Source organism: Marinobacter sp. 3-2 (assembly GCF_003751355.1).
In the GTDB taxonomy this organism is placed as follows: domain Bacteria; phylum Pseudomonadota; class Gammaproteobacteria; order Pseudomonadales; family Oleiphilaceae; genus Marinobacter; species Marinobacter adhaerens.
This window is the reverse complement of record NZ_RJUQ01000013.1, coordinates 1018701-1044770: the sequence shown is the minus strand read 5'-3', so window position 1 is coordinate 1044770 and position 26070 is coordinate 1018701. Positions and strand designations below refer to the sequence as shown.

At 57.7% G+C, this 26070-nt stretch carries 25 protein-coding genes; 15 read left to right on the top strand and 10 right to left on the bottom strand.

The window, feature by feature from the left end:
- Window positions 1-35: 35 nt before the first annotated feature.
- Window positions 36-1628 carry an isocitrate lyase gene (locus EDB94_RS12050; RefSeq protein WP_108018484.1) on the bottom strand — a complete coding sequence of 531 codons (1593 nt, stop codon included), beginning with the start codon at window positions 1626-1628 and terminating at the stop codon, window positions 36-38.
- Window positions 1629-1906: 278 nt separating this feature from the next.
- Here EDB94_RS12050 and EDB94_RS12040 point away from each other — a divergent pair, with 278 nt between their 5' ends.
- The 3 genes from EDB94_RS12040 to EDB94_RS12030 are packed head-to-tail and all read left to right on the top strand — an operon-like array spanning window position 1907 to window position 4150.
- Complete coding sequence (locus EDB94_RS12040; protein WP_053113140.1) at window positions 1907-3400, top strand: DUF1538 domain-containing protein; 1494 nt, start codon at window positions 1907-1909, stop codon at window positions 3398-3400.
- Window positions 3397-3747 (top strand): transcriptional regulator, encoded by a 351-nt coding sequence (locus EDB94_RS12035; protein ID WP_108018482.1) that lies wholly within the window; start codon window positions 3397-3399, stop codon window positions 3745-3747. The genes EDB94_RS12040 and EDB94_RS12035 overlap by 4 nt, the downstream gene beginning before the upstream one ends.
- 13 nt (window positions 3748-3760) lie before the next feature.
- Window positions 3761-4150 (top strand): CBS domain-containing protein, encoded by a 390-nt coding sequence (locus EDB94_RS12030; RefSeq protein WP_014578444.1) that lies wholly within the window; start codon window positions 3761-3763, stop codon window positions 4148-4150.
- 7 nt (window positions 4151-4157) lie between these two features.
- On the opposite strand, the gene EDB94_RS12025 is transcribed toward EDB94_RS12030, so the two are convergent.
- Both EDB94_RS12025 and dauA read right to left on the bottom strand, forming a co-directional pair.
- Window positions 4158-6104 (bottom strand): CASTOR/POLLUX-related putative ion channel, encoded by a 1947-nt coding sequence (locus EDB94_RS12025; RefSeq protein WP_108018481.1) that lies wholly within the window; start codon window positions 6102-6104, stop codon window positions 4158-4160.
- Between the two features lie 71 nt (window positions 6105-6175).
- A complete protein-coding gene (gene dauA / locus EDB94_RS12020) occupies window positions 6176-7927 on the bottom strand; it encodes a C4-dicarboxylic acid transporter DauA (protein ID WP_108018480.1) in 1752 nt (583 codons plus the stop codon).
- Between the two features lie 112 nt (window positions 7928-8039).
- Here dauA and EDB94_RS12015 point away from each other — a divergent pair, with 112 nt between their 5' ends.
- The gene (locus tag EDB94_RS12015) at window positions 8040-8219 is read left to right on the top strand and encodes a hypothetical protein (RefSeq protein WP_062786146.1); all 180 of its coding nucleotides are present in this window, start codon (window positions 8040-8042) and stop codon (window positions 8217-8219) included.
- Window positions 8220-8307: 88 nt separating this feature from the next.
- Window positions 8308-9252 carry a ChaN family lipoprotein gene (locus tag EDB94_RS12010; RefSeq protein WP_108018479.1) on the top strand — a complete coding sequence of 315 codons (945 nt, stop codon included), beginning with the start codon at window positions 8308-8310 and terminating at the stop codon, window positions 9250-9252.
- A gap of 9 nt (window positions 9253-9261) precedes the next feature.
- Here the strand turns inward: EDB94_RS12010 and EDB94_RS12005 are convergent, their stop codons facing one another.
- Entirely contained in the window at window positions 9262-9795 is a 534-nt protein-coding gene (locus EDB94_RS12005) for a macro domain-containing protein (RefSeq protein ID WP_108018478.1), read from the bottom strand.
- Window positions 9796-9911: 116 nt separating this feature from the next.
- On the opposite strand from EDB94_RS12005, the gene EDB94_RS12000 reads away from it, so the two are divergent.
- On the top strand, window positions 9912-10622 hold the full coding sequence (locus EDB94_RS12000; protein WP_014578449.1) for an SIMPL domain-containing protein: 711 nt from the start codon (window positions 9912-9914) through the stop codon (window positions 10620-10622).
- A 9-nt stretch (window positions 10623-10631) separates the two neighbouring features.
- Here EDB94_RS12000 and EDB94_RS11995 read toward each other — a convergent pair whose 3' ends face one another.
- The gene (locus tag EDB94_RS11995; protein WP_041645662.1) at window positions 10632-11699 is read right to left on the bottom strand and encodes a beta-N-acetylglucosaminidase domain-containing protein; all 1068 of its coding nucleotides are present in this window, start codon (window positions 11697-11699) and stop codon (window positions 10632-10634) included.
- Between the two features lie 118 nt (window positions 11700-11817).
- Here EDB94_RS11995 and EDB94_RS11990 point away from each other — a divergent pair, with 118 nt between their 5' ends.
- The 6 genes from EDB94_RS11990 to EDB94_RS11965 all read left to right on the top strand — a co-directional run bounded on the left by EDB94_RS11990 (window position 11818) and on the right by EDB94_RS11965 (window position 18101).
- A complete protein-coding gene (locus EDB94_RS11990; protein WP_062786140.1) occupies window positions 11818-12276 on the top strand; it encodes a hypothetical protein in 459 nt (152 codons plus the stop codon).
- 145 nt (window positions 12277-12421) lie between these two features.
- Entirely contained in the window at window positions 12422-13498 is a 1077-nt protein-coding gene (locus EDB94_RS11985) for a TRAP transporter substrate-binding protein (RefSeq protein ID WP_014578452.1), read from the top strand.
- 102 nt (window positions 13499-13600) lie between these two features.
- Complete coding sequence (locus tag EDB94_RS11980; RefSeq protein ID WP_008173316.1) at window positions 13601-14146, top strand: TRAP transporter small permease subunit; 546 nt, start codon at window positions 13601-13603, stop codon at window positions 14144-14146.
- Window positions 14143-15438, top strand: a complete 1296-nt coding sequence (locus EDB94_RS11975) for a TRAP transporter large permease subunit (protein WP_053113144.1) — start codon at window positions 14143-14145, stop codon at window positions 15436-15438. Before EDB94_RS11980 ends, EDB94_RS11975 begins: the two co-directional genes overlap by 4 nt.
- Before the next feature lie 225 nt (window positions 15439-15663).
- Window positions 15664-16977, top strand: a complete 1314-nt coding sequence (locus EDB94_RS11970; RefSeq protein ID WP_062786137.1) for a cyclopropane-fatty-acyl-phospholipid synthase family protein — start codon at window positions 15664-15666, stop codon at window positions 16975-16977.
- Complete coding sequence (locus EDB94_RS11965; protein WP_014578455.1) at window positions 16977-18101, top strand: NAD(P)/FAD-dependent oxidoreductase; 1125 nt, start codon at window positions 16977-16979, stop codon at window positions 18099-18101. The genes EDB94_RS11970 and EDB94_RS11965 overlap by 1 nt, the downstream gene beginning before the upstream one ends.
- A 63-nt stretch (window positions 18102-18164) precedes the next feature.
- Here the strand turns inward: EDB94_RS11965 and EDB94_RS11960 are convergent, their stop codons facing one another.
- Window positions 18165-19889: a choice-of-anchor I family protein gene (locus EDB94_RS11960; protein WP_108018477.1), complete on the bottom strand. Its 1725-nt coding sequence runs from the start codon at window positions 19887-19889 to the stop codon at window positions 18165-18167.
- Between the two features lie 157 nt (window positions 19890-20046).
- Window positions 20047-20520: a Dps family protein gene (locus EDB94_RS11955; protein ID WP_014578457.1), complete on the bottom strand. Its 474-nt coding sequence runs from the start codon at window positions 20518-20520 to the stop codon at window positions 20047-20049.
- A 229-nt stretch (window positions 20521-20749) separates the two neighbouring features.
- Here EDB94_RS11955 and EDB94_RS11950 point away from each other — a divergent pair, with 229 nt between their 5' ends.
- Window positions 20750-21025, top strand: coding sequence for a DUF2061 domain-containing protein (locus EDB94_RS11950; protein WP_202945859.1), 276 nt, complete (start codon window positions 20750-20752; stop codon window positions 21023-21025).
- Window positions 21026-21043: 18 nt separating this feature from the next.
- Here EDB94_RS11950 and EDB94_RS11945 read toward each other — a convergent pair whose 3' ends face one another.
- On the bottom strand, window positions 21044-22486 hold the full coding sequence (locus tag EDB94_RS11945) for a dihydrolipoyl dehydrogenase (RefSeq protein WP_108018476.1): 1443 nt from the start codon (window positions 22484-22486) through the stop codon (window positions 21044-21046).
- Window positions 22487-22659: 173 nt separating this feature from the next.
- On the opposite strand from EDB94_RS11945, the gene EDB94_RS11940 reads away from it, so the two are divergent.
- Window positions 22660-23331, top strand: coding sequence for a LysE family translocator (locus EDB94_RS11940; RefSeq protein ID WP_108018475.1), 672 nt, complete (start codon window positions 22660-22662; stop codon window positions 23329-23331).
- Here EDB94_RS11940 and EDB94_RS11935 read toward each other — a convergent pair.
- Window positions 23276-24328 (bottom strand): 3-deoxy-7-phosphoheptulonate synthase, encoded by a 1053-nt coding sequence (locus tag EDB94_RS11935; protein ID WP_108018474.1) that lies wholly within the window; start codon window positions 24326-24328, stop codon window positions 23276-23278. The genes EDB94_RS11940 and EDB94_RS11935 overlap by 56 nt on opposite strands.
- Before the next feature lie 360 nt (window positions 24329-24688).
- On the opposite strand from EDB94_RS11935, the gene EDB94_RS11930 reads away from it, so the two are divergent.
- Complete coding sequence (locus EDB94_RS11930; RefSeq protein WP_108018473.1) at window positions 24689-25477, top strand: secretin N-terminal domain-containing protein; 789 nt, start codon at window positions 24689-24691, stop codon at window positions 25475-25477.
- A gap of 2 nt (window positions 25478-25479) precedes the next feature.
- Here the strand turns inward: EDB94_RS11930 and EDB94_RS11925 are convergent, their stop codons facing one another.
- Complete coding sequence (locus EDB94_RS11925; protein WP_008173338.1) at window positions 25480-25986, bottom strand: hypothetical protein; 507 nt, start codon at window positions 25984-25986, stop codon at window positions 25480-25482.
- Window positions 25987-26070: the final 84 nt, after the last annotated feature.

The following is a 26070-nucleotide window of genomic DNA, read 5'->3' as shown; positions in this document are numbered from 1 at the left end:
CGGATTACTCCGGAAGAGACAACTGAACTGTTCTATTAACCGAACTGGTTCATGGTGTTGTCTTTACCACCGGCCTTCAGGGCCGCTTCACCAGCGAAGAATTCCTTGTGGTCGTCACCGATGTTGGAACCAGCCATGTCCTGGTGCTTAACGGTAGCGATACCCTGACGGATTTCCTTGCGCTGTACACCAGCCACGTAGGCCAGCATGCCTTCGTCACCGAAGTAACCCTTGGCCAGGTTGTCGGTAGACAGGGCCGCGGTGTGGTAAGTCGGCAGCGTGATCAGGTGGTGGAAGATACCCGCTTCGCGTGAACCGTCACGCTGGAAGTTACAGCACCACTCGTCAGCCAGCTGACCCAGCTCGGTGTTGTCGTACTCTTCGCTCATCAGCTTGGCGCGGTCGTAGGCAGAAACGTCCTTGCCTTCTTCCTTCCATGCGTCGAATACCTGCTGACGGAAGTTCAGAGTCCAGTTGAAGGACGGGCTGTTGTTGTAAACCAGCTTGGCGTCGGGAACCACTTCCTTGATGCGGTTAACCATGGCTGCAATCTGGCCAACGTGCGGCTTCTCGGTTTCGATCCACAGCAGGTCAGCGCCGTTCTGCAGGCTGGTGATGCAATCCAGAACCACACGGTCTTCGCCAGTGCCCGGCTTGAACTGGAACAGGCCAGACGCCAGACGCTTCGGACGAACCAGCTGACCATTCTGCTTGATCACAACGTCGCCGTTGTTGATGTCTTCTGCCTTCTCGATCACTTCACCGTCGATGAAGCTGTTGTACTGGTCGCCCAGATCGCCCGGCTCGTTGGTCACGGCGATTTTCTGAGTCAGGCCAGCGCCCAGGGAGTCAGTACGGGCAACGATAACACCGTCGTCCACACCCAGCTCCAGGAACGCCAGACGAACGGCGTTGATCTTGGACAGGAAGTCGGCGTGGGGAACAGTTACTTTGCCGTCCTGGTGACCACACTGCTTCTCGTCAGAGACCTGGTTCTCGATCTGGATGCAGCAGGCACCGGCTTCAATCATCTGCTTGGCCAGCAGGTAAGTCGCTTCGGCGTTACCGAAACCAGCATCGATGTCAGCGATGATCGGAACAACGTGAGTTTCATGGTTATCGATCTGCTTGATCAGCTCTTCAGCCTTGGCGTTGTCGCCAGCATTCTCGGCTTCTTCCAGGGCACGGAACAGGTGGTTCAGTTCCCAGGCATCCGCCTGACGCAGGAAGGTGTAGAGCTCTTCGATCAGGCCAGATACGGCAGTCTTCTCGTGCATGGACTGGTCAGGCAGCGGACCGAACTCGGAACGCAGTGCAGCAACCATCCAGCCGGACAGGTACAGGTAACGACGCTTGGTGGTGCCGAAGTGCTTCTTGATGGACAGCATCTTCTGCTGACCGATGAAGCCGTGCCAGCAGCCCAGGGACTGGGTGTACTGGGAAGTGTCCTTGTCGTAGTTCGCCATGTCTTCGCGCATGATCTTGGCGGTGTACTTGGCGATGTCCAGACCAGTCTTGAACTTGTTCTGGGCGCGCATGCGAGCGGCGTGCTTCGGGTTGATGGCGTTCCAGGTCGGGTGCTGCTTCAACAGGGAAGCGATCTGGTCAACGTCTTGTGCGTAGGGCATGGTCTCAATCCTTTCTACGTTGGTTTTCTAAGTCGATGCGGAGAAGCGTACAGCCACTTCCGAAGCCAACAACCTGCTCACTTTTTGAGCGAAGCGCTGACGTTGATGGTTACTTTAGTGGTTTCAAATTTATAATTGAAATTTATATGATCTATTTTCGGCATTTTCCTGATGAATGGTAAGAACCCCTTATTCTTGAGTTGGATCAACATCGGAAAAGTGGCTATTGTTACTGTTAACAGTGAGCAAGCATCACCCGACCCCATCAGGCGCAAACAGTGTTCTACCTGCGAGCTTTCAGCCACTCCCTTGTGCATGCCCTGAAGAACCTGTTTCCGATCATCGCCGTCGTTGTCTTCTTCCAGCTTGTTATTCTCCGGCAAATGCCGGACAACACGTTTGCGATGGCAGCGGGTCTGCTGATCGTGGCTGTCGGCGTTGCCCTGTTCCTCCAGGGCCTTGAGCTGAGCATCTTCCCGGTTGGCAAAAGTCTGTCCAATCAGTTTGCCCGCAGGGGCTCTGTGCCGGTTCTGCTCTCGTTCGGCTTCGCAATGGGCTTTTCTGCGGTGGTGGCAGAGCCGGCACTGATTGCCGTGGCCCAGCAGGCGGAGGAAATCAGCGAGGGCAAGATAAAGGCCCTGACACTCAGGATACTGGTGGCCGTTTCCGTTGGCCTCGTCGTTGCCCTGGGCGTGTTCAGAACCATATTTGGTTACCCTCTGCACTGGTTCATGATCATCGGTTACATCGTGGTGGTGATCATTACCTGGTTCGCGCCACCCGAGATTGTTGGTCTTGCCTACGATTCCGGTGGCGTGACCACCAACATCGTCACCGTTCCCCTGATTGCCGCCCTGGGCATTGGTCTCGCGGCTTCCATTCGGGGTCGAAACCCCCTGTTGGACGGCTTCGGACTGGTTGCCCTCGCGGTGATGGTTCCCATGATTACCGTTCAGCTTTACGGGATTTTCGTCTATTCCGGTGTGACCACCGATCCGACCACGGTGCCAACCCTGGTTCACAATGGAACCGCCGATCAGACTCCCGTTCTGCTGACGATGCTGCTCGATCTTGCCGGCATGATCCGGGATGTACTTCCCATCATTATCACCATCCTTTTTTTCCAGTACCTGGTGTTGCGCCGGGGGCTGACCAACCCGCGCAAGATCCTGTTCGGGTTTGCGCTGGTGGTGCTCGGTCTCTATGCCTTCGTGGTCGGTCTGAAACTCGGCCTGTTCCCGATCGGCACCAGTATGGCCCGGCAACTGATGAGCATGGAGGGCTTCGTCTTTGTCTATCTCTTCGCCTTCATGATCGGGTTCGCCACCACAATGGCCGAACCCGCGTTGATCGCAATCGGACACCAGGCGGAACAGGCCGCGGCCGGTACCATAAACGGCAATGCCATCAGGATTATCGTGGCGGTCGGGGTCGCTGTCGGGATCACCCTCGGCGTCCACCGGATCATCAGTGGCGACTCCATTCACCATTACATCATTGGCGGCTATATTCTGGTCATCATCCTGACCGCGCTGGCCCCGAGATACATCATCCCACTGGCGTACGATCTTGGCGGGGTTACCACCTCCGAGGTTACCGTACCTCTGGTAACCGCACTGGGTATTGGTCTGGCCAGCAGCATTGAAGGCCGTAACGTGCTGATCGACGGGTTCGGCCTGATTGCCTTCGCCTCCATCTTTCCGATCGTGACGGTGATGGGCTACGCCATCATTGTTGAAATGCTTGCCAAGCAGAGGAAAACAGACTCATGAAATTTTCGGTTCTGGTAGCAATTGTTCCAGAGGATCAGGAACAGGACTGCGTTAATGCCGCGAGGGACCTTGGCGCCGGTGGTATCACGGTGATTCCCGGCCGCGGCATCAGCAACACCGCGAAAAAAACCTTCTTCGGCCTGACCTACGACGGCAGCCAAAGCGTTCTGCTGATGGTGCTGGAGAAGGGCCTCTCGCTCGATATTCTGAAGGTTATCCAGAAAATACTCATGCCCAACCATAACGATTCCAGGGGACTGGTGTTCACACTTCCCCTGGAACACCTGGGCGGGATCGACATGTCCCAGGTCGCAAAATTCGAACAACATCTGAAAGATTCACTGTAACCGGAGAACAGCCATGAAACTGGTCAAAGATGTGATGGTGCGGGATGTAATGACCATCTCTCCGTTTGCCAGCATCCGTGAGGCGCTGTCACAGATGAAACAGCACTCTGTGAAATCGCTGGTGGTGGAGAAAACGAGCGAGCACGATGCCTGGGGTCTGATCACCTATACCAACGTGCTGAAAACGGTTATTGCCGAAGACGGCGACATCGACCTTCTGAACGTTTACGACGCCTGCGCCAAGCCTGTCATCAGCGTTGGCGAGAATCTGAACGTCCGACACGCTGCCAGCCTGATGAGCAAATACCGGGTAAAGCGCCTTCTGGTGCTGGCCGACAATGATCTCAAAGGCTTTGTGGTCATGGACGACATCATGGCGGCCCTGCTCGACAGCATCGACTGACCGGCATTCAGGTCAGGCAAAGCACCACCAACCGGTCACCCGGCTGTAACTCAAGGTAGTCCTTGCGGGGCGGGTTCAGCTGCAGGTGGCGCCCGCTTTCATTGGCACGGTGCCGAAATATCCCGAGTGCCAGTTCACCTTCGGCAGCCACCGTTTTTTCCAGCACCTGAAACGTCGCACTGGCGGGCAAAGGGTAATCCGCCGGATCCCGGAACTGGATCTCGGCACCGCCAACGGTGAACAGCTCATCCAGCACGATGCGAAGCTCGCGCCGCAACGCTACCTGCGCCAGAACGTGACTGAGAATCATGGGGCTGATCATCATCTCGCTCTGATGCCCATCCAGCAGGTGCCGGTTGTCGGGGGCGCTCAACTCCATGATCAGTTGAGGCCTCCGGGCAAAATCGGCCAGGATGTCCTCAAGCTGCAGGTACCCCACCATCGCGCGGGCATCGGCCTCTTCACCAGAAGCCAGCCGGTCACTGCTCAGCAGGATCACGGTATCGTAGCCCGCCGGCCCTATCCGGCGCAGCTCTCCCTCCACCATGTAGTCCGCCTCGATATGCCGACAGGTCAGGCGGCCCGAATTATCGACATAGCGTGCAATGGCCTGTTCCCGTTCGGCTTTGGGAACCACGGAGACCAGATCCACCTCAAAATGACGGTGGCCATAGCTGAGGAACTCCGCGATCAGGCTGGGCACGCGTCGGTTCCAGCCTAACACCAGAACCCGATGATTCATCTGGTCCACGGGCCGCTCAACCCGTACCGCCTGCCCCCTCACCAAGGCAGGCAAGGGTGCCTTTTTGGGATTCGGCTCGGTCTCGGAGTAATCCCGGGCCATGATGACCACCCGATCAGCCGATGCAATGGGTGAGTCTGAGGGCGCCAGCAACTGGACGTCCCATCCTGAACTGCCCGGCTTCAGCAGCCCCAGCACGATAACTTCGGGCCGGGCGGCCGCCAGCTCGCCGAGCGTCATGCCAGCCAGCGACTCGCCTCCGCGGATATAGATCTCGTTACCCTCACCGGCTGTCAGCAGCTCGTTGAACACTTCAGACAGGCCGGGATGAAGGATGTTCTGCACCATCAGGCGACTGATGGTGGCATCGCCGGCCACGACCTCCACGGCCCCGGGGTAGGCCCGCTCTATCACCGGGAGTTTGCGGACGTCCTGGATCTCGGCCACCACAAACGGCAACGAGGACTGAAAATGCCTTGCCTGCGCGGCTATGGACAGCAGCGCCTTGACCGTCTCCACGTCCGACGTAACCAGGCTGCCAGCTTCGTGGGCCGCGCTGGGCACGATAACCGCCGCTGCATCCAGGCAAGCCACCCGGTGCAGGGCATCCGGCTGGATTGCGGATCCCGATCGCAGGATGATCTGGCGGGCACGGCGCCCGATACCAGGCTCGGTGCGTAACTCATGAACCTGGGCTGCAGAAGCCTCCTCAGACAACACCACGAGATTGAGCTTCTGGGCATCGTGCTTTTCCAGAAAACGGCGCACCCGGCCACTGGAGCCCAACAGCTCGGAGAGCAGCGGGAGGGTCTGGCTGGTCCAGCCCAGCACCACCACATGATTCTTCAGCGTAACCGGCGTAAGGCCTCTCTCAAGATCCGCCATTTTAGCGATCAACCACCGTGTCAGGATCGCCACCAGAGTGCCCATGAACACCACATAGCCGCTGATAGTCAGCAGGGTCGAGACAAAGCGCTGCCAGGTGCCAACGTCGTCACCCAGGTAACCTGGATCGGTCAACCGAAGAAACGCCCACCAGATTGCCGAGCCCGGATCTTCGAAGTCGCCGCCCTGGGGAACCACAAGCAGGCCACCGATTAACGAGATCAGGCCAATGAAGACACCGACCACGAGAAGCTGAAATCCCGCGCCTTTGACGAGCTGGCGTTCCAGTATGAATTTGACTCGGTCGATCAGCCGGAAAGGCAGCATGGCAGTCCTCTTGAAGAGAGTATTTTCGTCGCGTCAGGGTAGACCATCCGGAACCGGATGAAATCACGTTTTTATCCGGAAGCCCGATCAGTTTCAGACGCAGGGCAACTGATCAGACGCAAAGCTTCATCCAGGGAGGAAGTATAGCGGCTAACGCCAGCGATCGGCGCAACGCCGGCACGAGCGAGGGTGCGCAAGGGCTGAAACTGAAGATCAGCAATCACAATCTGTGTACCGTCCCGTTCACAGGTAGCAATAAGCTTGTTCAAGGCGGACAGCCCGCCGGCATCGAGAATCGTCACGCCGTCCATGTACAGAATGAATCCGCGGGCGTTCCGGGCGAGCACTGCCAGTTCCCCGAAAATCCGGTCCGCAGCGGCAAAAAACAGGGGTCCGTTAATCTTGAACACCTGCCAGCCATCGGGCAGCCGGGATTCTGCAATCCGTTTGCCCTGGGTGATATCTGTAACCCGGGTCATCTGGGCCATTTCCCGCATGAAGAGGACCGCCGCCAACAGGACGCCGGTGGTGATGGCAATCACCATGTCGAGCAATACCGTCAGTGAAAAGCAGGTGAGAAAAACCAGGATGTCGCTGCGCGGCGCAGTTTTCAGAAGATGCAGGGACTTGGGGGCCTCACTCATATTCCAGGCCACCATCACCAGCAGGGCGGCCATGGCCGGCATGGGAAGATACGCCAGCAGGCCCGCCAGCGAAACCAGCGCCAGCAGAACGACCAGCGAATGCACCATTGCGGAGACCGGCGACTCGGCGCCGGCCCGGTAGTTGGCCGCCGAGCGGGCGATGGCGGCCGTGGCGGTAATGCCGCCGAAAAACGGCGTGATGATGTTGCCAAGGCCCTGCCCCATGAGCTCGCTGTTGGCACTGTGGCGTTTGCCAGTCATGCCATCAAGCACCACGGCGCACAGGAGGGACTCGATGGCCCCGAGCATGGCGATGGCAAAGGCTGCCGGCAGCAGATCCCGGACCAGCGACCATGACAGCCCGACGGGCTCGCCCGATGCCCCTGCCTGCTGCCACGGCCAGGCGAATTCCGGCAAGAACGGCGGAATACCCGCTCCCTCGGTGCTGTCCGGCAGGAGATAACTGAACCTTGAACCAATGGTATCGATAGCAGCACCCTGGGCATTCAACCAGAGCGCAAGCAGGCTTCCGATCACCACTGCTGGCAGATGCGGGGGCACCGGGGTTTTCAGGCGTGGCCAGAGCAACATGCAGGCAAGGGTGACACCGGCCACCAGGGCACTCATACCATCAAATTCCGGCAGCGCACCGGCCAGCAGGGCCAGCTTGTCCCAATAATGCTCGGGCATATCGCTAACCTGAAGGCCCAGAAAATCCCGGATTTGCAGGGTGGCAATCACCACGGCGATTCCCCCGGTAAACCCCAGGGTTACCGATTCTGGAATGTACTCGATAAAACGACCCAGTCGCATCAGAGCCATCAGAATCAGCAAAACGCCCGACATCAAGGTGGCCAAAAGCAGACCGCCCAGCCCATAGCTCTGGGCGATGGGGTATAGAATGACAACGAAAGCAGCGGTGGGGCCGGAGATGCTGAACCGGCTGCCACCGGTCAATGCGATCACAAACCCGGCAATAATGGCGGTGTAGAGGCCGTACTGGGGTGCAACACCACTGGCGATCGCCAATGCCATGGCCAGGGGTATGGCAATAATGCCCACCGTCAAACCGGCCATCACATCGCGCAGGAAACGGCGACCCCGGTAGGGCTCATCAATACACGCTTCCCGGAATGCGTGGGCCATCCGGAGAGAAAAAAGGTGGGCACGATGCGGCATGAGTGGCTCGTTAATTGCAACTTTTAACAACTAATTATATTCTCATTATATCTACATTCAATGTTAATACAGTTAACATAATCGAAAACCATCCGAGGTAAAGAAAAACCCAATGGAAAACCGCACTGCCCGCCTGACGTTGCTGATCGATCCCGAGAAAAAGGCCGCCTTTGAAGAACTGTGCAAGCAGGAAGATGTGACGCCATCCCAGAAAGTGCGCCAGTTCATTCGGGAATACGTGGAAGAAAGACTGGGAACGGACTGGCGCGAAGACCGTAAAAAGAAATCCTGACGGGGTTCATTACGTAAAGACTATCATGAAACCTATCGCGCCAATCCTGCTGTTTGCCACTCTGTCTGCTTTGAACGGATGCACTGCCATGCCTTCATCGAAAGCCCTCGACACACTGAATTCGGCACCGCAAACCCAGTACGATGCCTTGCTGGTAGACCCGGCAAACAAGACCGCGCTGACTCCGGAAGAACTGGCGCAGCAACTGGCAGACGTCGATGTTGTGGTTGTCGGGGAATACCACGGGCACCATGGCTCACACCTTCTGCAATCCCGGCTTCAGAGCGCCCTGTTTCGGCTGCGGCCGGAGCAGATTCTCAGCATGGAGCAGTTCAACCTGGATCGTCAGGACGAGCTGAACCGTTATCTGCGGGGAGAGACGGGCGAAACCGAAATGATCGAAGACGCCGAAGCCTGGGATAATTACCGTGCCTCCTATCGTCCATTGATGGAATTTGCACGCCGGCACGACCTTCCGGTGATCGCGTCCAATGCGCCGGCCGACGTGGTCCGCTGCGTTGGCCGCAAGGGCCCGGGCTATCTCGACCGTATTTCAGACACCTTGAGACAGAAATTACCCGCCACCCCCTTCATGGACACCCCGGAATACCGGGAAAAGTTCATGGCGGCCATCGGTGCCAGCCACCAGGCAGACGACACCATGAGCGAGCGGATGGACAACACCTACAAGGCCCAGTTGCTCAGGGACAACACCATGGCGACACGTATTCTTCAGGCGCGGACAGAGCACCCGGAGCACCAGGTACTGCACGTGACTGGCACCTTTCACAGTGAAAATAACCTGGGCACCGTGGCACTTCTGAAACAGCGTGCGCCGGAAATCTCGGTTGCCGTCGTAAGCCCGGTGTTCTGGCCTTCGGAGGTCAACGAAGCGCCCCTGGATAATAATCGCGCCAAGGGTGATTTCATCTACTTTATCCAGCCTCTGCCCGACGAATTCCGGGATGCCCAGCGGGAACGCGAGGCGATGACAGCCCGCTTCCGCCGCTCGACCGACAAAAGCTGTGACTGAAACAGCCGGCTACCGGCCTGACAGGCCCGATTCCAACTCAAGAGCCTGTTCAAACACCTTCCGGTCCTCGTCGCTGAACAGCACAAACCGGACAAGGCGAACAGAGTTGAGCTCCGTCAGCGTGTCAGACACCGCCTTCATGGCCACTGCCGCCGCATTCTGCAGTGGATAGCCGAAAACCCCGGTGGAGATGGCAGGAAAAGCGATGGACCCCAGCTTATGCCGATCTGCCAGCAATAGGGCATTTCTGAAACACTCAGCCAGCAAACGGTCGGATGGCTCGTCGACCCCGTAAACCGGCCCCAGACAATGGATTACGTGCTGGTTTGGCAGCTCGTGAGCCGAGCTGATAACTGCCTGCCCCGGCCTGATCGGCGCCAGAGCCCGGCATTCCTCTGCCAGCCCCGGTCCGGCGGCGCTGTGTATGGCGCCTGCCACGCCACTCCCTGGCAACAGTTCGGCGTTGGCGGCATTGACGATCACATCCATATCCTGCTGTTCAGCAATGTTTCCCCTGATGCACTCAACTTTCACAACCGTCATGTTTCCTTCCTTTTCGCTTGGGGCGTGAAACGCTAATCTTGACAATGATCTCAGGATAGCAGCCAGACACCGGGTGCTTTCCGGAACATTCCGGTGACGTAATACAGGGACACCCCATGAAACTTTTTGCCTCAGTGATTCTCGGCGTCAGTGCCATCATTTCTGCCGCCCTGATTGGCAATGGCCTGACCGATCTGCGCACAGGCGACCGCTACGTGACCGTTAAAGGTGTGGCTGAACGGGAAGTGAATGCCGATCTGGCCCTGTGGCCGATCCGCTTTGTCGCCACCGGTGCGTCACTGAGTGAAGCCCAGGAAAGGGCCAGAAGCAGCCGGGACGCGATCATGGCGTTCCTCAAACTACAGGCCATTGACCAGAATGCGGTCGAACTCCAGCGCCTGGATGTCACCGATACCCGGGCTAACCCCTACCAGGCCAACAACGGAGAGCAGAAGTTCATCATCAGCCAGACGCTGATGGTGCGCAGTACTGACATCGACCGAATCCGGCAGGCAGCCCAGGGTGTCAGTGAACTGGTGGACTCCGGAGTGGTCCTGTCTTCGGACTACGGCCCGTCCGGCCCGACGTACGTATTTAACGGGCTCAACGACATCAAGCCGGAGATGATTGCCGAGGCCACGGCATCGGCCCGGGAAGCTGCCGACCAGTTCGCCCAGGATGCAAAAGCAGAACTCGGGGGGCTGCGACGTGCCAATCAGGGCGTTTTCCAGATTCTGGCCCGGGATCAGGCGCCGGGCATCATGGAACAGCAACAGCCGGTAAAAACCGTCCGGGTAGTCTCAACCGTCGAATATTACCTTCGCTAGCCCAACCGCCTACTGCGTGGCCACCATCTCATCGGTCACCTGATATTCACCCGCCAGCCAGCGCAGAATCTCGTTGGCTGCAGGGTGGTCAAAGGCATCGTAGGTATGCTGAAGGCTCTGGCGCTTTTCATCACTGATCCGGCCCAAGCCAGCGTCCTGCAGCACCAGTAAATCCGAATGCAGCTGCGCTGCCAACTCCCTGCCCAGCACCTCGCGGGCGACATGGCGGAATGCCTGGCCGTATTGGTAGGAGGGTCCCAGGCGGTAGGACTCCGCCAGCGTGATAGCCGGGATGGCCGTCAGCGTTGGCTGCAGGGCCGGATTGATACCATGGCCGGCAAGGTGCGCCGCGTTGGCCGCCGGTCGCCCGGTGAAGGCTCGCAGGTGCAGATGTTGCGACATCCGGTCGCCGTCGTTGACCGGGTAGTTGTCCCAGAGCACCGGCTTGCGGCCAAGCAGGTCTCCGACACGTTTCAGATGGCCGGGTGACACTTCCCGGGAACACACTTCCTCTCCGGTCCAGAACACGTTCACCGAGTGGTCCAGCTTGCGCCCGAGCGTCTCCAGATAATCCGCCGGACGCTCCCCGAACACGCGGTCGAGAACCGGATCATCGGAATAATAGCTGGGACAGACACTCAGCTGTTTGATTGAAGTACGGTCACGGACCCAGTGCACAATGTCCGTCTGGGTACCGGCAAGGTCCGGAGTGTCTGACCGCATGTCATCGAACAGAATCGCCAGCTCATCTATCCCGATGCGCTCCAGCAGGGCGAGTTTTTCTGCCAGCGCCGCCCTGGCCTCGTCGTCAAACCGGTTGAACACCTCGAACGGACTCAGGCCGACACCAAAACGAACGCCTTCGCTACGGCAAAAGCGCGAGAAATCGGCCAGCTCCGCGGCCATCGCCGGCGGGTGCGGCTGCTGCCACTTCCGACGCAGAAAAACATCCGCCTTCGGGGCATAGAGATAAAATCCGTAACCATGAGGCGCCAGGGTGCGAACCAGTTGCCGCCGCTCCTGCCAGGTCCACATGGGGCCGTAAAATCCTTCAATGATGCCGAGTGTCGTTGCCATGGCCGATTTCCGCTCCGCTGGTTCCCGGGCCCGGTTCAGGTACCCTGTAACCTCCAAGTTTGACTAGACTTACCAGTAAAGCCAACTACAACCGAACTGCCCGACAAGGAGCAAATCAATGGAAATAAAAACGTTCGAGGATCTCATCGAATGGACGAGGCAACTGCACGCGCATCTTGCAAGGTGCCTGAAAGAGTCCGCCAAGCTCAACAACGACGAGCGAGCCAGCGCCCTCCTCGACTACGTTTCCAGCCACGAAACCATTCTCGAGAAAGCCGTACGGGAATTCGAGAAACAGGCAGATCCAAAGGCTCTTAATACCCGCATGTACGACTACCTGAACCACAAACCGATCAGGGCCAGTGCCGACTCCTACACGCACTACGCGTCAATGAGCTTTCAGGATATTGCCAGGGAAATCTTCCAGTTCCACGACCAGGTGATGGATCTCTACGATTCCCTGATTGGCAAGGCAGAGATTCCCGAGGCCAAGGCCTTGCTTGAGGATCTGCTTTCCCTCGAAGAGCACGAGGCCATGCGACTGTCGAGCCAGATCAGCCGCATGGACGACATCTGATCCGCCGTACGACCAAGGTCGTACACCAAGCGGTTTTTGATTTCGTTTGTTAACGATAATTGCTAACGTGAACTAGCATTGAGAGTGATTTTCCCCAAAAGGGGAGACGCTCGACCCACAAAAAAGATAAGAGGATAGAAGAGCAATGAAGATCCGTTCTGTTCTTTCCGCGGCTGTGCTGGCTGTGGCAACAACCTTTGCCTCCTCGCAGGCGCTCGCCCAAGACACCTTCACACTCCGCCTTGCAGAAACCTGGGGGCCAAACTTCCCGATTTTCGGTGACACCACCAAGCGCTTTGCCGAAACCGTCGAGAAAATGTCTGACGGACGCCTGAAAGTCCGCATCGATTCCGCCAACAAGCACAAAGCCCCGCTGGGCGTGTTTGATATGGTCAAGGCTGGCCAGTACGACATGGGCCACTCCGCATCCTACTACTGGAAAGGCAAGGTTCCCGAGACCCTGTTCTTCACCAGCATGCCATTCGGCATGATTGCCATGGAACAATACGCCTGGTTCTACCACGGCGGTGGCATGGAGCTAATGCAGGAAGTCTACGAGCCGCACAACATGCTGTCGTTCCCGGGTGGTAACACCGGCGTTCAGATGGGTGGCTGGTTCCGCAAGGAAATCAACTCCATTGACGACCTGAAGGGTCTGAAAATGCGCATCCCCGGCTTTGCCGGTGAAGTGTTCGCAGAAGTTGGCGTTAACCCGACCAACATCGCCCCGGGCGAGCTTTACACTGCCCTGGAGCGCAACACCATCGATGCGGTTGAGTGGGTAGGTCCTGCCCTGGACTTGCGTCTCGGCTTCCAGCAGATCGCCGACTACTACTACACCGGCTGGCATGAGCCTGCGACCGAGCTCCAGTTCCTGGTGAACAAGCGGGTTTGGGACAAGCTGCCGGCGGACCTGCAGGAAATCATGCGCGTTGCCATGCGCACTGCTTCCTACGACATGCTGGTTCAATCACAGCACGCTAACGCTGAAGCCTGGGCCAACATCAAGGAAGAGTATCCGAACGTACAGATCAAACAGTTCCCGGATGACGTGTTCGACGCTATGTACGCTGCCAACGAAAAGCTGCTGGATGAAGCCGCTGAAGGTAGTGAAATGGCTGCGAAGATCATCGAATCCCAGCAGAACTACCTTGAGAAGAGCCGCGCCTACACAGACATTTCTGAGCGCGCCTACCTCAACACCATGGCCGAAGTCGAGTAAGATATAGGCTTTAACGGAGCCGGGATCGCTCTCTGAGTGATCCCGGTTTTGTCGTTTATAGCAACGGATAAAAGCGCCAGTCCGTCTGGCGGGGGATCATCAATGCGGTGGATTATCAAACTGGACGACGGGCTTGCCCGGCTGTCCATCTTCTGTGGCTGGGTTGCCTGTGTCGCGATGATACTGATGGCAGCCAACGTCTTCTACGACGTAGTGGCCCGATACGCTTTTAACAACGTTTCAATCGGCATGCAGGAAATGGAGTGGCACCTCTATTCTGTGGTGTTCCTGCTGGGTATTCCCTACGCATTGCGCACGGATGGTCATGTTCGGGTCGACGTTTTCTATACCAAATGGAGCAACAAGGCCAAGGCCTGGGTCAACCTTGTTGGCGCCTTCATTTTCGTCATTCCCTTCGCTTACCTGATCGGCATTTACGGCTACGATTTCGCCCTCGACTCTTACAGCATGGGTGAAGGTAGCGGTGATCCGGGCGGGCTGCCGCACCGCTGGATTATCAAATCGGTTATCCCTGTCAGTGCCGTCTTCATCGGTATTGCCGGCCTCAATATGGCGACTTACGCCGTACGAGTGATGGCGGGGGACAAGGAGTATGAAGGTGAACACAGCGGAGGAGGCCTCGCATGATCGGTATGATTATGTTCGGTGTGGCCCTGCTGATGCTGATGCTGGGCTTCCCGGTTGCATTCACCTTCGGTGGCGTTGCGCTGTTTTTCGGAATTTTCGCCGAGGGCATGGATCTCTTTGCCTTCATGCCCTATCGCATCATGAGCGTGATGCAGAACACCGTTCTGATGGCAGTACCGCTGTTTATCTTCATGGGCGTGGTGCTCCAACGCACCAGGCTGGCGGAACAACTGCTGACCTCCATGGGCCGTCTGTTCGGTGGCCTGCCCGGTGGCCTGGCTATCTCGACGATTCTGGTCGGTGCACTGCTGGCCGCCTCTACCGGTGTTGTAGGCGCCAGCGTGGTTGCCATGGGTCTGATCTCGCTGCCGGTCATGCTGGCGCATAAATACGACAAGAGACTGGCCACCGGTACCATCTGTGCGTCCGGCACCCTCGGTCAGATCGTGCCGCCATCCATCATCCTTATTATTCTGGGCGATGTCCTTGGCCTTCCGGTTGGGGATCTGTTCAAGGCCGCGGTCTGGCCCGGCGTTGTGTTGGTGGGGCTCTACATCATCTACATCCTGGTGCTGACCAGACTGAAACCTGAAACCGCGCCGGCCATGCCGGATGAGCCAGGCGTTTCCCGTAAAAAGGAAGTTTTCAATGCGCTGTTGGCGATCATCCCGCCGCTGGCACTGATTGTGGTGGTTCTGGGCTCGATCTTCACCGGCATTGCCACGCCAACCGAGTCATCCGCTCTGGGCGGCGTTGGCGCCGTGGTTCTGGCCATCATCTACCGCCAGTTTTCCTTCAAGATGGTATGGGATGCATCCAAGGATACGGTCAAGGTGACCGCCATGGTCTTCGCGATCCTGATCGGTGCAACAGCCTTCTCCATGGTGTTCAGCTACACCGGCGGCGACTATCTGCTGGAAGAGTGGCTGCTCCAGCTGCCCGGCGAGAAGTGGGGCTTCATCATTCTGGCCATGGTGGTCATTCTGGTATTGGGTTTCTTCATCGACTTCGTTGAAATCTCTTTCATCATCGTGCCGATCCTTGCCCCGGTGGCGGAAGCTATGGGCATCAACATGCTCTGGTTCGCCATCCTGATCGCCATGAACCTGCAAACGAGCTTTCTGACGCCACCGTTCGGGTTCTCGTTGTTCTACCTCAAAGGCGTCGCACCGCCGGGAGTGCGAACGACCGATATTTATAAAGGCGTACTGCCCTTCATCCTGATACAGATGTTCGTGCTGGCGCTGATTGTGATTTTCCCTGAATGGTTTGGTATGAGCTCCTCATACTGACCCGAATAATGCCGGGCCCTGGGCCCGGCATTTTTTTATCCGCCTATTTTCGCTCTTCGCTATCCTTCCAATAGTTTTCCTCTATTTTCAGCCAACCTGACAAAATCTCACTGTTTTCTATACTGAACGGACAACCGGCGATTCTCAGACTGGTATTCGGGAACCCTGGCGCGCGCGCATCGACAAAAACATTGATGTTGAGGTTATCAAGGGAGAGCGGAGTCCATGAACCAGAGCACTGCCCAGAAAACCCGTGACAACGGGCAAGAATCCAAAAGCCATGTTCTGACCCTGCCACTGGAAAATACCCACGTGGACCGGTCACCGCACACTTACGAGCGCTGGCTGATCGCCAAGCTCATGCGGATGGCGGGATCACCGCCGCTGCGCTTCCGGCTCTGGAACGGCGATGTGATCGAACCGGAGGGCCAACACGCGCAGTTCACCCTGCATCTGACCGACCCCAAAGCCCTTTACGCGCTGGTAACCAATCCCAACCTGGCGTTCGGAGACCTCTACAGCGCCGGTCGCCTGGAGGTGGAAGGTGACCTGCCGGACCTGATGGAAACCCTCTACCGGTCCGTTCACCAGGCGCGTCAGAAGTGGCCGAAATGGCTGGAGGCCCTGTGGCGCAACCACAACCCCCGATCCACCGGCATCCCGGAAGCCAAGGAAAACATTCACCATCACTATGATCTGGGCAACGAGTTCTATCAGCTCTGGCTGGACAGCGCCGAAATGCAGTACACCTGCGCCTACTACGAGACGCCGGATCTGAGCCTTGAACAGGCCCAGTTAGCCAAACTCGAGCACGTTTGCCGCAAACTCCGGTTAAAGCCAGGCATGACGGTGGTCGAGGCCGGCTGCGGCTGGGGTGGCCTGGCCCGCTACATGGCCCGCAATTACGGCGTGAAGGTCCATTCCTACAACATCTCCAGGGAACAGCTCGCGTTTGCCCGCGAAGAAGCTCGCAAGCAGGAGCTCGATCATCTGGTGGAGTATATCGAGGACGATTACCGAAACATCAGCGGGCAATACGACGCCTTCGTATCCATCGGCATGCTCGAACACGTGGGCAAGGAGAATTACGAGGCCCTGTCCGAGTTGATCAAACGCAGCCTCAAGCCTGACGGCATTGCCCTGCTGCATAGCATTGGCCGCAACCGCCCGATGCTGATGAACGCATGGATCGAGAAACGCATCTTCCCGGGTGCCTATCCGCCGAGCATCGGCGAATTCATGCAGATCTGTGAGCACGGCGATTTTTCAGTCCTGGACGTCGAGAACCTGCGCCTGCATTACGCCCAGACCCTGAGTCACTGGATGGAGCGCTTCAACCAGAACGAGGACAAGGTCACTGCCATGTACGACGGCCACTTCACCCGGGCCTGGCGCATGTATCTGGCCGGTTCCATCGCCGCCTTCCGGGCAGGTTCTCTGCAGCTGTTCCAGGTGGTCTTCAGCCATGGCGACAATAACCAACTTCCCCGGAACAGACGGGATCTTTACGACTTTCCTGCGGCACCCGAGGAGGCCTGATGGACTACTACGACCTGATCATCGTTGGGGCCGGCCCTGCCGGATCCACCCTGGCCAGCGCCCTCGAAAACAGCGGCAAAAAAGTGCTGATCATTGATAAACAGAACTTCCCCAGGGACAAAACCTGCGCAGGCTGGGTTACGCCTGCCGTGATGGAGACCCTGAACATTGACCCGGAGGAATACTCCCGCGGACGAACCCTGCAACCCATCCGGCGGTTTCGCATCGGGATGATGGGCCAGCCGGCCGTGGAGAACGATCACGGTGACGTAGTCAGCTATGGTATTCGCCGGTGTGAATTTGACGACTACCTGCTCAGCCGCGTCAACGCTCCGAAACAGCTGGCCACGCCGGTCAAATCCATCGTTCGTAAAGACGGCAACTGGGTCGTCAATGACACCTGGGAAGCGCCTCTTATTGTCGGTGCCGGCGGTCACTTCTGCCCGGTTGCGCGATTGTTGGGGGATGGCCCCGGTGGCCATGAAACCGTTGTGGCGGCCAAAGAGGTTGAATTTGAAATGACACCGGACCAGGCTTCAGCCTGCCTGGCCCGGGGCGATACGCCCGAACTCTGGTTCTGTCGGGACCTGAAGGGCTATGCCTGGGTGTTCCGTAAGGGCAATTTCCTGAATATTGGCCTGGGCCGGGAAGACAACCACAAACTGACAGGGCATCTGGAAGCGTTTGTTGAGGAAATGAAATCCACCGGCCGGATTCCACAAGACCTGCCCGGACGCTTCAAGGGCCACGCCTATCTGCTCTACGCCCATGCCGACAGACCCCTGGTGGACGACGGTGTGATGCTGATTGGCGACGCCGCTGGCCTCGCCTACACCCAGAGTGGCGAGGGTATCCGGCCGGCGATCGAATCCGCCCTTCTGGCAGCCGATGTGATCGGCGAGGCCACCGACTACTCAGCCTCCTCCCTGCAGATTTACGGTGATGCCATTGCCGAACGCTTCGGCACTCGCGCCTCCGAGCCAGACCAGGGCTGGCAGGTTCCTGACTGGGTCAAGATGCCTCTGGCCAGCAGCCTGATGCGCTCCCACTGGTTTACCCGCAAGGTGGTTACAGAGAAGTGGTTCCTGCACCAGGAGGTGCCACCGTTGAAAGTTGCTGTCTGAGGCGAAAAGCAAAACCCGGGAGCACCTATCATGATGCTTCCGGGTTTATTTCAGGGTCAGAACTCAGTTTGCAGTCAGTTCAATTCCGTCGATGCTGTACAGCGTCGTGGTGCCGCTCACTTCGTTGCCAACCGCCAGCATTGGCTTACCGCTGGGGCTGTCATCCGCAGAAATGAACGCCAGGCCTTCCGGTCCAAGATCACCGGCCATACCCGCCTCCAGATCCGCCTGGGATACCGAAAAATCTCGATTATTCAGATATTGGACAAACTCCGGATTCTGGGGATTAGTAACGTTGTAGACCATGATGCCGCCAACTCGCTCCAATCCAATAAACGCGAAAGTCTGGCCATTGATTATGCCTACGGCCACCGCCTCCGGCTCAGGGCCCTTGTCGTCCGATCGATTGTCGAAGGAATTTTCGTCATTGTTGCCGTTGAAGTTGTCGGGGATCAGGCTAGCGGTGACTCGTTCGAATTCGCTGCCGCTGTCGAAAACACGCTGGCCGTCAGCGCTCCAGATACTGAATGAGCGTGCCCCATAGCTGTACAGGGTGTCGTATTCGCAGCTGTTTTCCACGTAGAACTTGACGTCGTCCACGTCCACATTGGTGTCACCGTTCAGGTCGCCGAGTTCAGCGGGCAGCTGTGATGGGTTGCAGCCGTTGCTGATGCCCATGGTGGAGGTGGTGTTGAGACGACCCAGGTTTTCGTCTTCCAACAGATTGGTTATGGCCGCCAGCTCACCGGCTGGGTTCAAGGTCAGGTCGCCCATGCGGAATTCTTCGGTCCAGCCATCGTAATCCCGCGAATCACCCTCGTTGGCGGTGATGTAGTAGGTTTTACCGTTGTAGCCGTAGCTTGCGATGGCGTCGGGCATGTACATGCCTTTCACTGGCCAGTTGCGAATGTTGATACCGCTGTCACGGTTGCTGGCGTCCAGTTCGTTGCCGATGATGCTGTGGTCCTTGAAGCCAAGCGGCACGATGGCCGTGATTTCACCGGCAGCGATGTCCAGTTCGGCCACGGCGTTATTTTCCTGCAGGGCTACCCAGGCTTTGGTGTTGTCGATGGAAACGGCTATGTATTCCGGCTCCATGTCCTGGGCCAGTGTGGCGTCTGGGCCGAAGACCCGCAGGCCCGCAGTTACCAGGTCGGCCTGGTCAGCATTGAAACCGGTGAAATCGGCGGTGGTCACGGTGGCAGACGCTACGCCGTTGGACAGATCAATAATGCTGACTGAGCCTTCAGGATCTACGCTATAGTCGTCACTCGGCTCGCCTTCGTTGGCAACCAGCACTTTCATGCCATCCCGCGTGAAGGTCACCATGTCGGGCAGCGCGCCAACCACAACTTCACCAACTTTGTTGAGGTCCGTGCTGTTGTAGAACACAACCTTGCCATTTGCCTGCTTGTTCTCGGCTTCAATGGCCACTGCCACAAGATCACCATAAACCGCGACGCTATTTGCAGCAGCACCCTCAGCTGTGGCGTCAATCGTGCTCAGTTTCACAGGCATCGCTGGATCATTGATATCGAGCACATCGATCGTACTGGCGAGGGCATTCACTACGAATAGTCGCTGATTCGAGGGGTCGTGGGCGACAATCTCGGCAGCACTCTCGTCAAAAACCTCTCCTTCCGCCTGATAGGAGCCCACCACATTCAGCTCAATGAGCGTCTGACTGGTGCCAGGTGCACCGTCTGTGCCGTCGTCGCCGTCACAGCCGGCAAGGCCGAGAACTGTTGCCAGTATGGCGGTACCAAGGAGGGATTTACGCAGTTCCATATTCGCCTCGTCTTTTAAAGTGTGTTGGTTCACGACACACGTTATTGAGGCAAGGTGACATAACTGCGTCAGACAGAAGACAATCTGATGACAAACGCATTGCAGCGACAAAAAAATGGCGACCCCGCAGGGTCGCCATTCATTCAGCGCACTCGGCTCAGTGACCGAGGTAGCTGCGATACATCCACACCGTCTTCTCTTGCTGGGAAATATAGTCGCTCATCAGGGCAACGGTACCCTCGTCGTCCGCTTCACCGGCCAGACTGAGCAGTGTCCGCTGTTTGCCAATCAGCTTGGCAAAACTTTCAACGATGTTGTCCATCGCTTCCTTGCCGTCGGAAACATCTTTTCGCTCCGGCACTTCCGAACGCTCTATGTAGGTACTGTAGGCATGAGCCGGGCGATGGCCGAGCGTCAGAACCCGCTCTGCGATCTCGTCGATCTTGAGTAGCAGATCGTCGTAGAGCTCCTCGAACTTTACATGCAGCTCAAAGAAGTTGTCGCCTTTGATGTTCCAGTGATAGCCGCGAACATTCATATAAAAGATCTGATAGTTGGACAGCAGATCATTCAGGGAATCAGCAAGCTTTGCCGTTTTCTCGGTATCAAGACCAATGAAATTCTTACCCATAACGCTTCTCCTTGGCGGTTATATAACAGGTTTATATATGAATATACGCCTGATCGGCGGTCGTCAGGAAGTTTAGTTTGCTAATCTCGATGATAGGAGCGATGCATGACCCTATAGAAGAAGAAATAAAGATAGCTCTAACCTATCAATCATCTCAATACATTTCATTTAACAATCATTCTCACCCGGCGTCTAATGATCACATTAAAGAACGACACCGGAGACAATCATGAGCGCGTTAAAACTATTCGTACACAACCATGGCACGAATGGCGACCAGTCGCTGATCAAGACGGTAACGTTCGCCCTCACCCATTTTACCGTCGCTTTTACCGTGGCTTACCTGCTCACTGGTGACCTGCTCATCGGAAGCCTAATAGCCATGGTGGAACCGGCCATCAACACGGTTGCCTATTTCTTCCACGAAAAGATCTGGGCGCGGCGCCAGCGAAATACAAGGGTTCCAGAGGGAACGCTGAGCGAGGCGAGGCCTCATATCTGTTGATTCCTTTTAAGGGCCGGCTCAGACACCCGGCCCGCAATCGGTGCACCCCTCCTCTGGCGCCGGTCCGATGCTGAGGTTGCGGTTCAGGTCCTTGAGTGCGGTCCTCAGACCTTCTTCGATAACCGGATGATAGAACGGCATTTCCAGCATCTCGGTGACGGTCAGCCTTCGCTGGGCAGACCATGCGAGCAGATGGGCAATATGCTCCGCGGCCGGGCCAAACATCTCTGCGCCCATGAACAGACCGCTTCCATGTTCTCCATAAACTCTGAGCAGGCCCCGGTTCTTGCCGATAACCCGACTGCGACCCTGATCCTCGAAGGACACCTGTCCAACGGCGAAACAGCCGCGGCAGCGCTCATCAACCTGGTGAATCGTCAGCCCCACCGTCGCAATCTGCGGATCGGTGAAGACCACGGCCAACGGCGTGCGGCGAAGCCCGGTTCGCACATCCGGGTATGACCCAGCGTTGTCGCCCGCGATCCGGCCCTCGTCGGCTGCCTCATGCAACAGCGGCAGACTGTTATTGGCATCGCCTGCGATAAATATGTGGCTCTGGCCACAACGCAGGGTATGGGGATCAAACAGCGGCGCTCCCTTTTTATCCAGCTCAATACCGGCGTTCTGAATATCCAGCCCGTCGACGTTGGGACGACGCCCGGTAGCCGCCAGCAGGTAATCGAAGGTTTCCGTCTTTGCATCGGCGTTGCCACTCTCAAAGGTAATGGCAACGCCCTCTTGAACACGTTCAACCTTCTTTACATCCGAATCCGCATCCAGAGGAAATTCTTTGTTAAACGTTTTCAGCGCGTAATTCCGGATGGTTTCATCCTGGATAGGACCAACCGAGCCGCCAACCCCGAACATACGGACACGCACGCCCAGCCTGCTCAGGGCCTGACCCAATTCCAGACCAATCACCCCCGGGCCAAAGACTGCCACCGAATCGGGAAGATCCTGCCATTCGAAGATATCGTCGTTTACAACCAGCCGATCCTTGGCATCTTTCAGGAACCCGGGAACATTGGGTCGGGAGCCTGTGGCGATGATGATACGCCCCGCCTCAACCTCGACACTGCCGTCGACGACCAGACGATTCGGGCTGGCAAACCGGGCGTGGCCTTCAATGCGGTGCGCATCCGGAAACTTCTCGACCGAATCAATCACCGAAGCAACAAAGCGGTCCCGTTCGCTTCGCACCCTTTCCATCACCCGCTTTCCGTCGATCCTGATATCCCCGGCAGACACGCCGAAAAGCTCACCAAGCTGCATCTGATGGGCGTTGTCGGCGGCCGCGATCAACAACTTGCTCGGCATACACCCGACTCTGGCGCAGGTGGTTCCATAATGGCCGCCTTCGATCAGCACAACCTTGTCGGTTACTTTGCGCACGCGCTGGTAAGCCACCATACCGGCGGTTCCAGCTCCGATAATGGCAACGTCTACGGTTCGCTTTTCCATACAAGGGTCTCCTGACAGGCATTCCCGGAATCGGGAACAGGGAAGATTGGGACGGCTGTGCCCCCAGTATAGAAGCCGTGACAAGTTTCACCCACACGATGAAAAACGCACCGATTCCGCCTATGCTGTCAGACTTTTCAGGCAACGGACGTCTCAACGGAGGAATTGGGAAGATGCAGAGTTACTGGCCGGAATTTCTGACGGTAGCCTTTGTCCACCTGCTGGCAGTGGCCAGTCCCGGGCCGGACTTTGCCGTGATGCTCAGACAGGCTCTGTGCCAGACCCGACGAAACGCGCTGCTAAGCGCCATTGGTATCGGCGGGGGCATTCTGGTGCATGTGTGTTATTCCCTGCTTGGCATTGGCCTGCTGATCCAGCAATCGATCATGCTCTTCAATGTTCTCAAGGTGCTGGGGGCACTTTACCTTGCCTGGATTGCTGTCCAGTGCCTGCGGGCAAGGGCCGGCGGCATTCATGTGGAACAGGATCCGACGGGTGGACAGTCCGGTATTGCAGCCCTGCGGTTGGGCTTTCTGACCAACGCGTTGAACCCCAAGGCAACTCTGTTCTTTGTGTCCCTTTTCTCTGTTGTGATCAGCCCAGGCACACCCATTCTGCTCCAGGCCGGCTATGGCATTTACATGGCCCTGGCCACGGCACTCTGGTTCGCCATGGTTGCCATTTTCTTTACCCTGCCCCGCGTCCGCCGCGGGTTTAACCGGTTCGGGCACTGGCTCGACCGGCTGATGGGCGGCGTTCTCCTGTTGCTCGCCGGACAGCTACTGCTGTCTACAGTGAGCGGATCAGAGCCTCCGTCTGCGCCCATCCAAGACACGGATCGGTGATCGAACAGCCGTAGCGCAGATCTTCGCCGTCGTCCTGACGCCCCGGCTCCAGGAAGCTTTCCAGCATCAGACCCCGGATATGGTGGTTACCGGCGCGGCGCTGCGCCATCACGTCCTGGGCAATATCCAGCTGTCGTTCTGACTGCTTGCAGGCGTTGTCGTGACTGCAGTCCACCATGACGGCTGTGGACAATCCCGCCTCTGCCAGGGCGCCCACGGCCTGCTCAATGCTGGCCGCATCGTAATTGGTGATACCGCGGCCACCGCGCAACACCAGATGGGTGTCGGGATTGCCCCGGGTGGTAATCATCACCGGCGCGCCTGTTGCCGAAACCCCAAGATGATGATGGGGATGGGACGCCGACTTCATGGCATTGGTAGCGACAGCGATACCACCATCGGTGCCATTCTTGAAGCCGGTCGGCATGGGTAGCCCACTGACCATCTCCCGATGCACCTGCGACTCGGTGGTTCGGGCACCAATAGCCGTCCAGCTCACCAGATCCCCGAGGTAATCCATGGCGAACGGGCTCAGGGCTTCGGTGGCCAGTGGCAGCCCCATGGCAGCCAGATTCAGGAGCAGGCGGCGGGAGCGACGCAGACCCTCATGCAGATCGCCTGCACCCGTGCGCTCGGGGTCGTACAACAACCCTTTCCAACCCACCGTGGTCCGCGGCTTTTCCAGGTAGGCCCGCATAACGATAAGGAAGCGGTCACTGACTTCATCCGCCAGCGCTTTCAGCTTTTCCCCGTATTCCAGTGCGGCCACCTCATCGTGGATGGAGCAGGGCCCCATGACGATCAGCGTTCTCGTGTCGCTGCCCTGCAGAATCCGCCGGATTGCCTGCCGGTGTTCATCGACCTGCCGGACAATGTCGTCGCTGGCCGGCATCTGAAGTTTGAGCTCCGCCGGCGTTGGCAGAACCACTTCTTCCCGGTGGGTGGCCGGTGATCCGACTACCTGGTGTGTCAGTTCAGTGTTCAAGGACATATTCATGTCAGTGCTTCCGTTTCCCTGCGTCAGAATCAAAAAAGCCCCGGCTGGTGGGCTACCAGTCGGGGCTTTTCGAGTCCGGTGGCAGCCTGGGTTTTCTGCCGGGCTGCCTTCCTCGTTATTCGTTCGATGAAGATCCTATGGGCGGCCCCGGCTCTGGCTAAAATAAAAGCCATAACCAAACCACCAGAAAAACACAGCAGCGACTGCAGCCGCCGGCTTGGCGCCGAAAGCTTGCAAAACATTCAATTGACAGGTCGCGTGTGTCGTCTTCATGCTTTTCAATATATACCCCCGGTTTTCACCTTGGCAACCCGCATGCCGGAGTTTTTTCACCACCGACATCAGGGTTGGGAGCAATCAATGGTCTATTTTGTCCGACGATACCCTCTGCAGCTGGCCCTGGCGTTCTTGCTCGGGCTGATCTCCAGCCAGGTTCTGGCCCAGGCCGAGTCCCGCACCTACCAGCTCAACAACCGGCCGGGCGACGATGTGGCGGTGCAGATCCGCGAGCTCTATCAGGGCTCGCCGGTAACCGTGACTGCAAGGGGGCAACAACTGGTGGTGCGAGGCGAACCGCCCTTGCTGGAGGAAATCGGACGGCTTGTCGAAACGCTGGATGTAGCGCCAGTCCAGGTTCGGATCACCGTTCGCTCCAGAACCGACAGCGGCGGCAAGCGCTCAGGTGCCGGCATCTCCGCGTCCAACGGGCAAGCAGGAATATCCGCAGAGCGTCGCGTTACCAGTACCGGCAGCGCTCAGGAACGATCAGTGATCATGCAGGATGGCCAGTCGGCGCACATCACCTCGGGCCAGGTCCGGACAATCCCCGTCGCTGTTCGTGGTGGCCGAAATCCTGCTGCCTTTCTACAGCAGGTCGAAACGCGCAGTGGCTTTCTGGTCAGCCCCCAGGTTATTTCTGATCAGGCGGTCGAACTGAGCATTGTTTCCTTCGAGGAAGAACCGGCAAACCTGGACGGCTACAAAACGGAGGCGGTGGTCACCATCCGGCGTGTGGAGCCGGGACAGTGGGTAACATTGGGAAGCACCGCAACCCGATCAACCCAGGAGCGCAGTGGCATTACCTATCAGGTGAACAGCAGTCGGTCCGAGAACCGGAGTTTTGAAGTGCGGGTCGACGTTCTGCCCTGATATCAGGCGTGGCGCTTGCCCAGCAGGACCTGCTTGGCTTCGTTCAGCTTGGCCGCCAGGTAGTCGTTCCCGCCGCGATCCGGGTGCAGTTTCTGCATGAGCCGGCGGTGGGCCATCACGATGTCCTCCTCGGCACAACCGGCTTTCACGCCGAGGATATCGCAGGCTTCGCGCTCTGACATCTGGCCGACCAGATCAGCGCCCGGACCAGCGTGATCGTTCCCCTGCGCATGCCCGTCTTCCCGCTGTTTCGACCCCATGAACCGGTTGATTTCAGGGGCAAACTTCAACAAGGCGGGGAGTTTGCGCAACAGCGGAATAACGGCCGCCACCGCCGCTGTAAGCACATGGATCCGGCCCGTTAGCACCATAAACACCAGCAGTGCGCCGCCCACGACCAGGATAACTTTCCAGGTGGCCGCCTTCTTCTTTTCGGCGGACAACGCACCCCATTGTTTCAGAATCACAAACACGGCGGCTGCCAACGCGATTCCCAGAATCCACTGCATGGTTGATCCTCACCCTGAATACCGTCGTAATTCTGTCACTGTCGCCTGTTACATTACCAGTGCCCTGCGCGGAAAAGCCCCCGC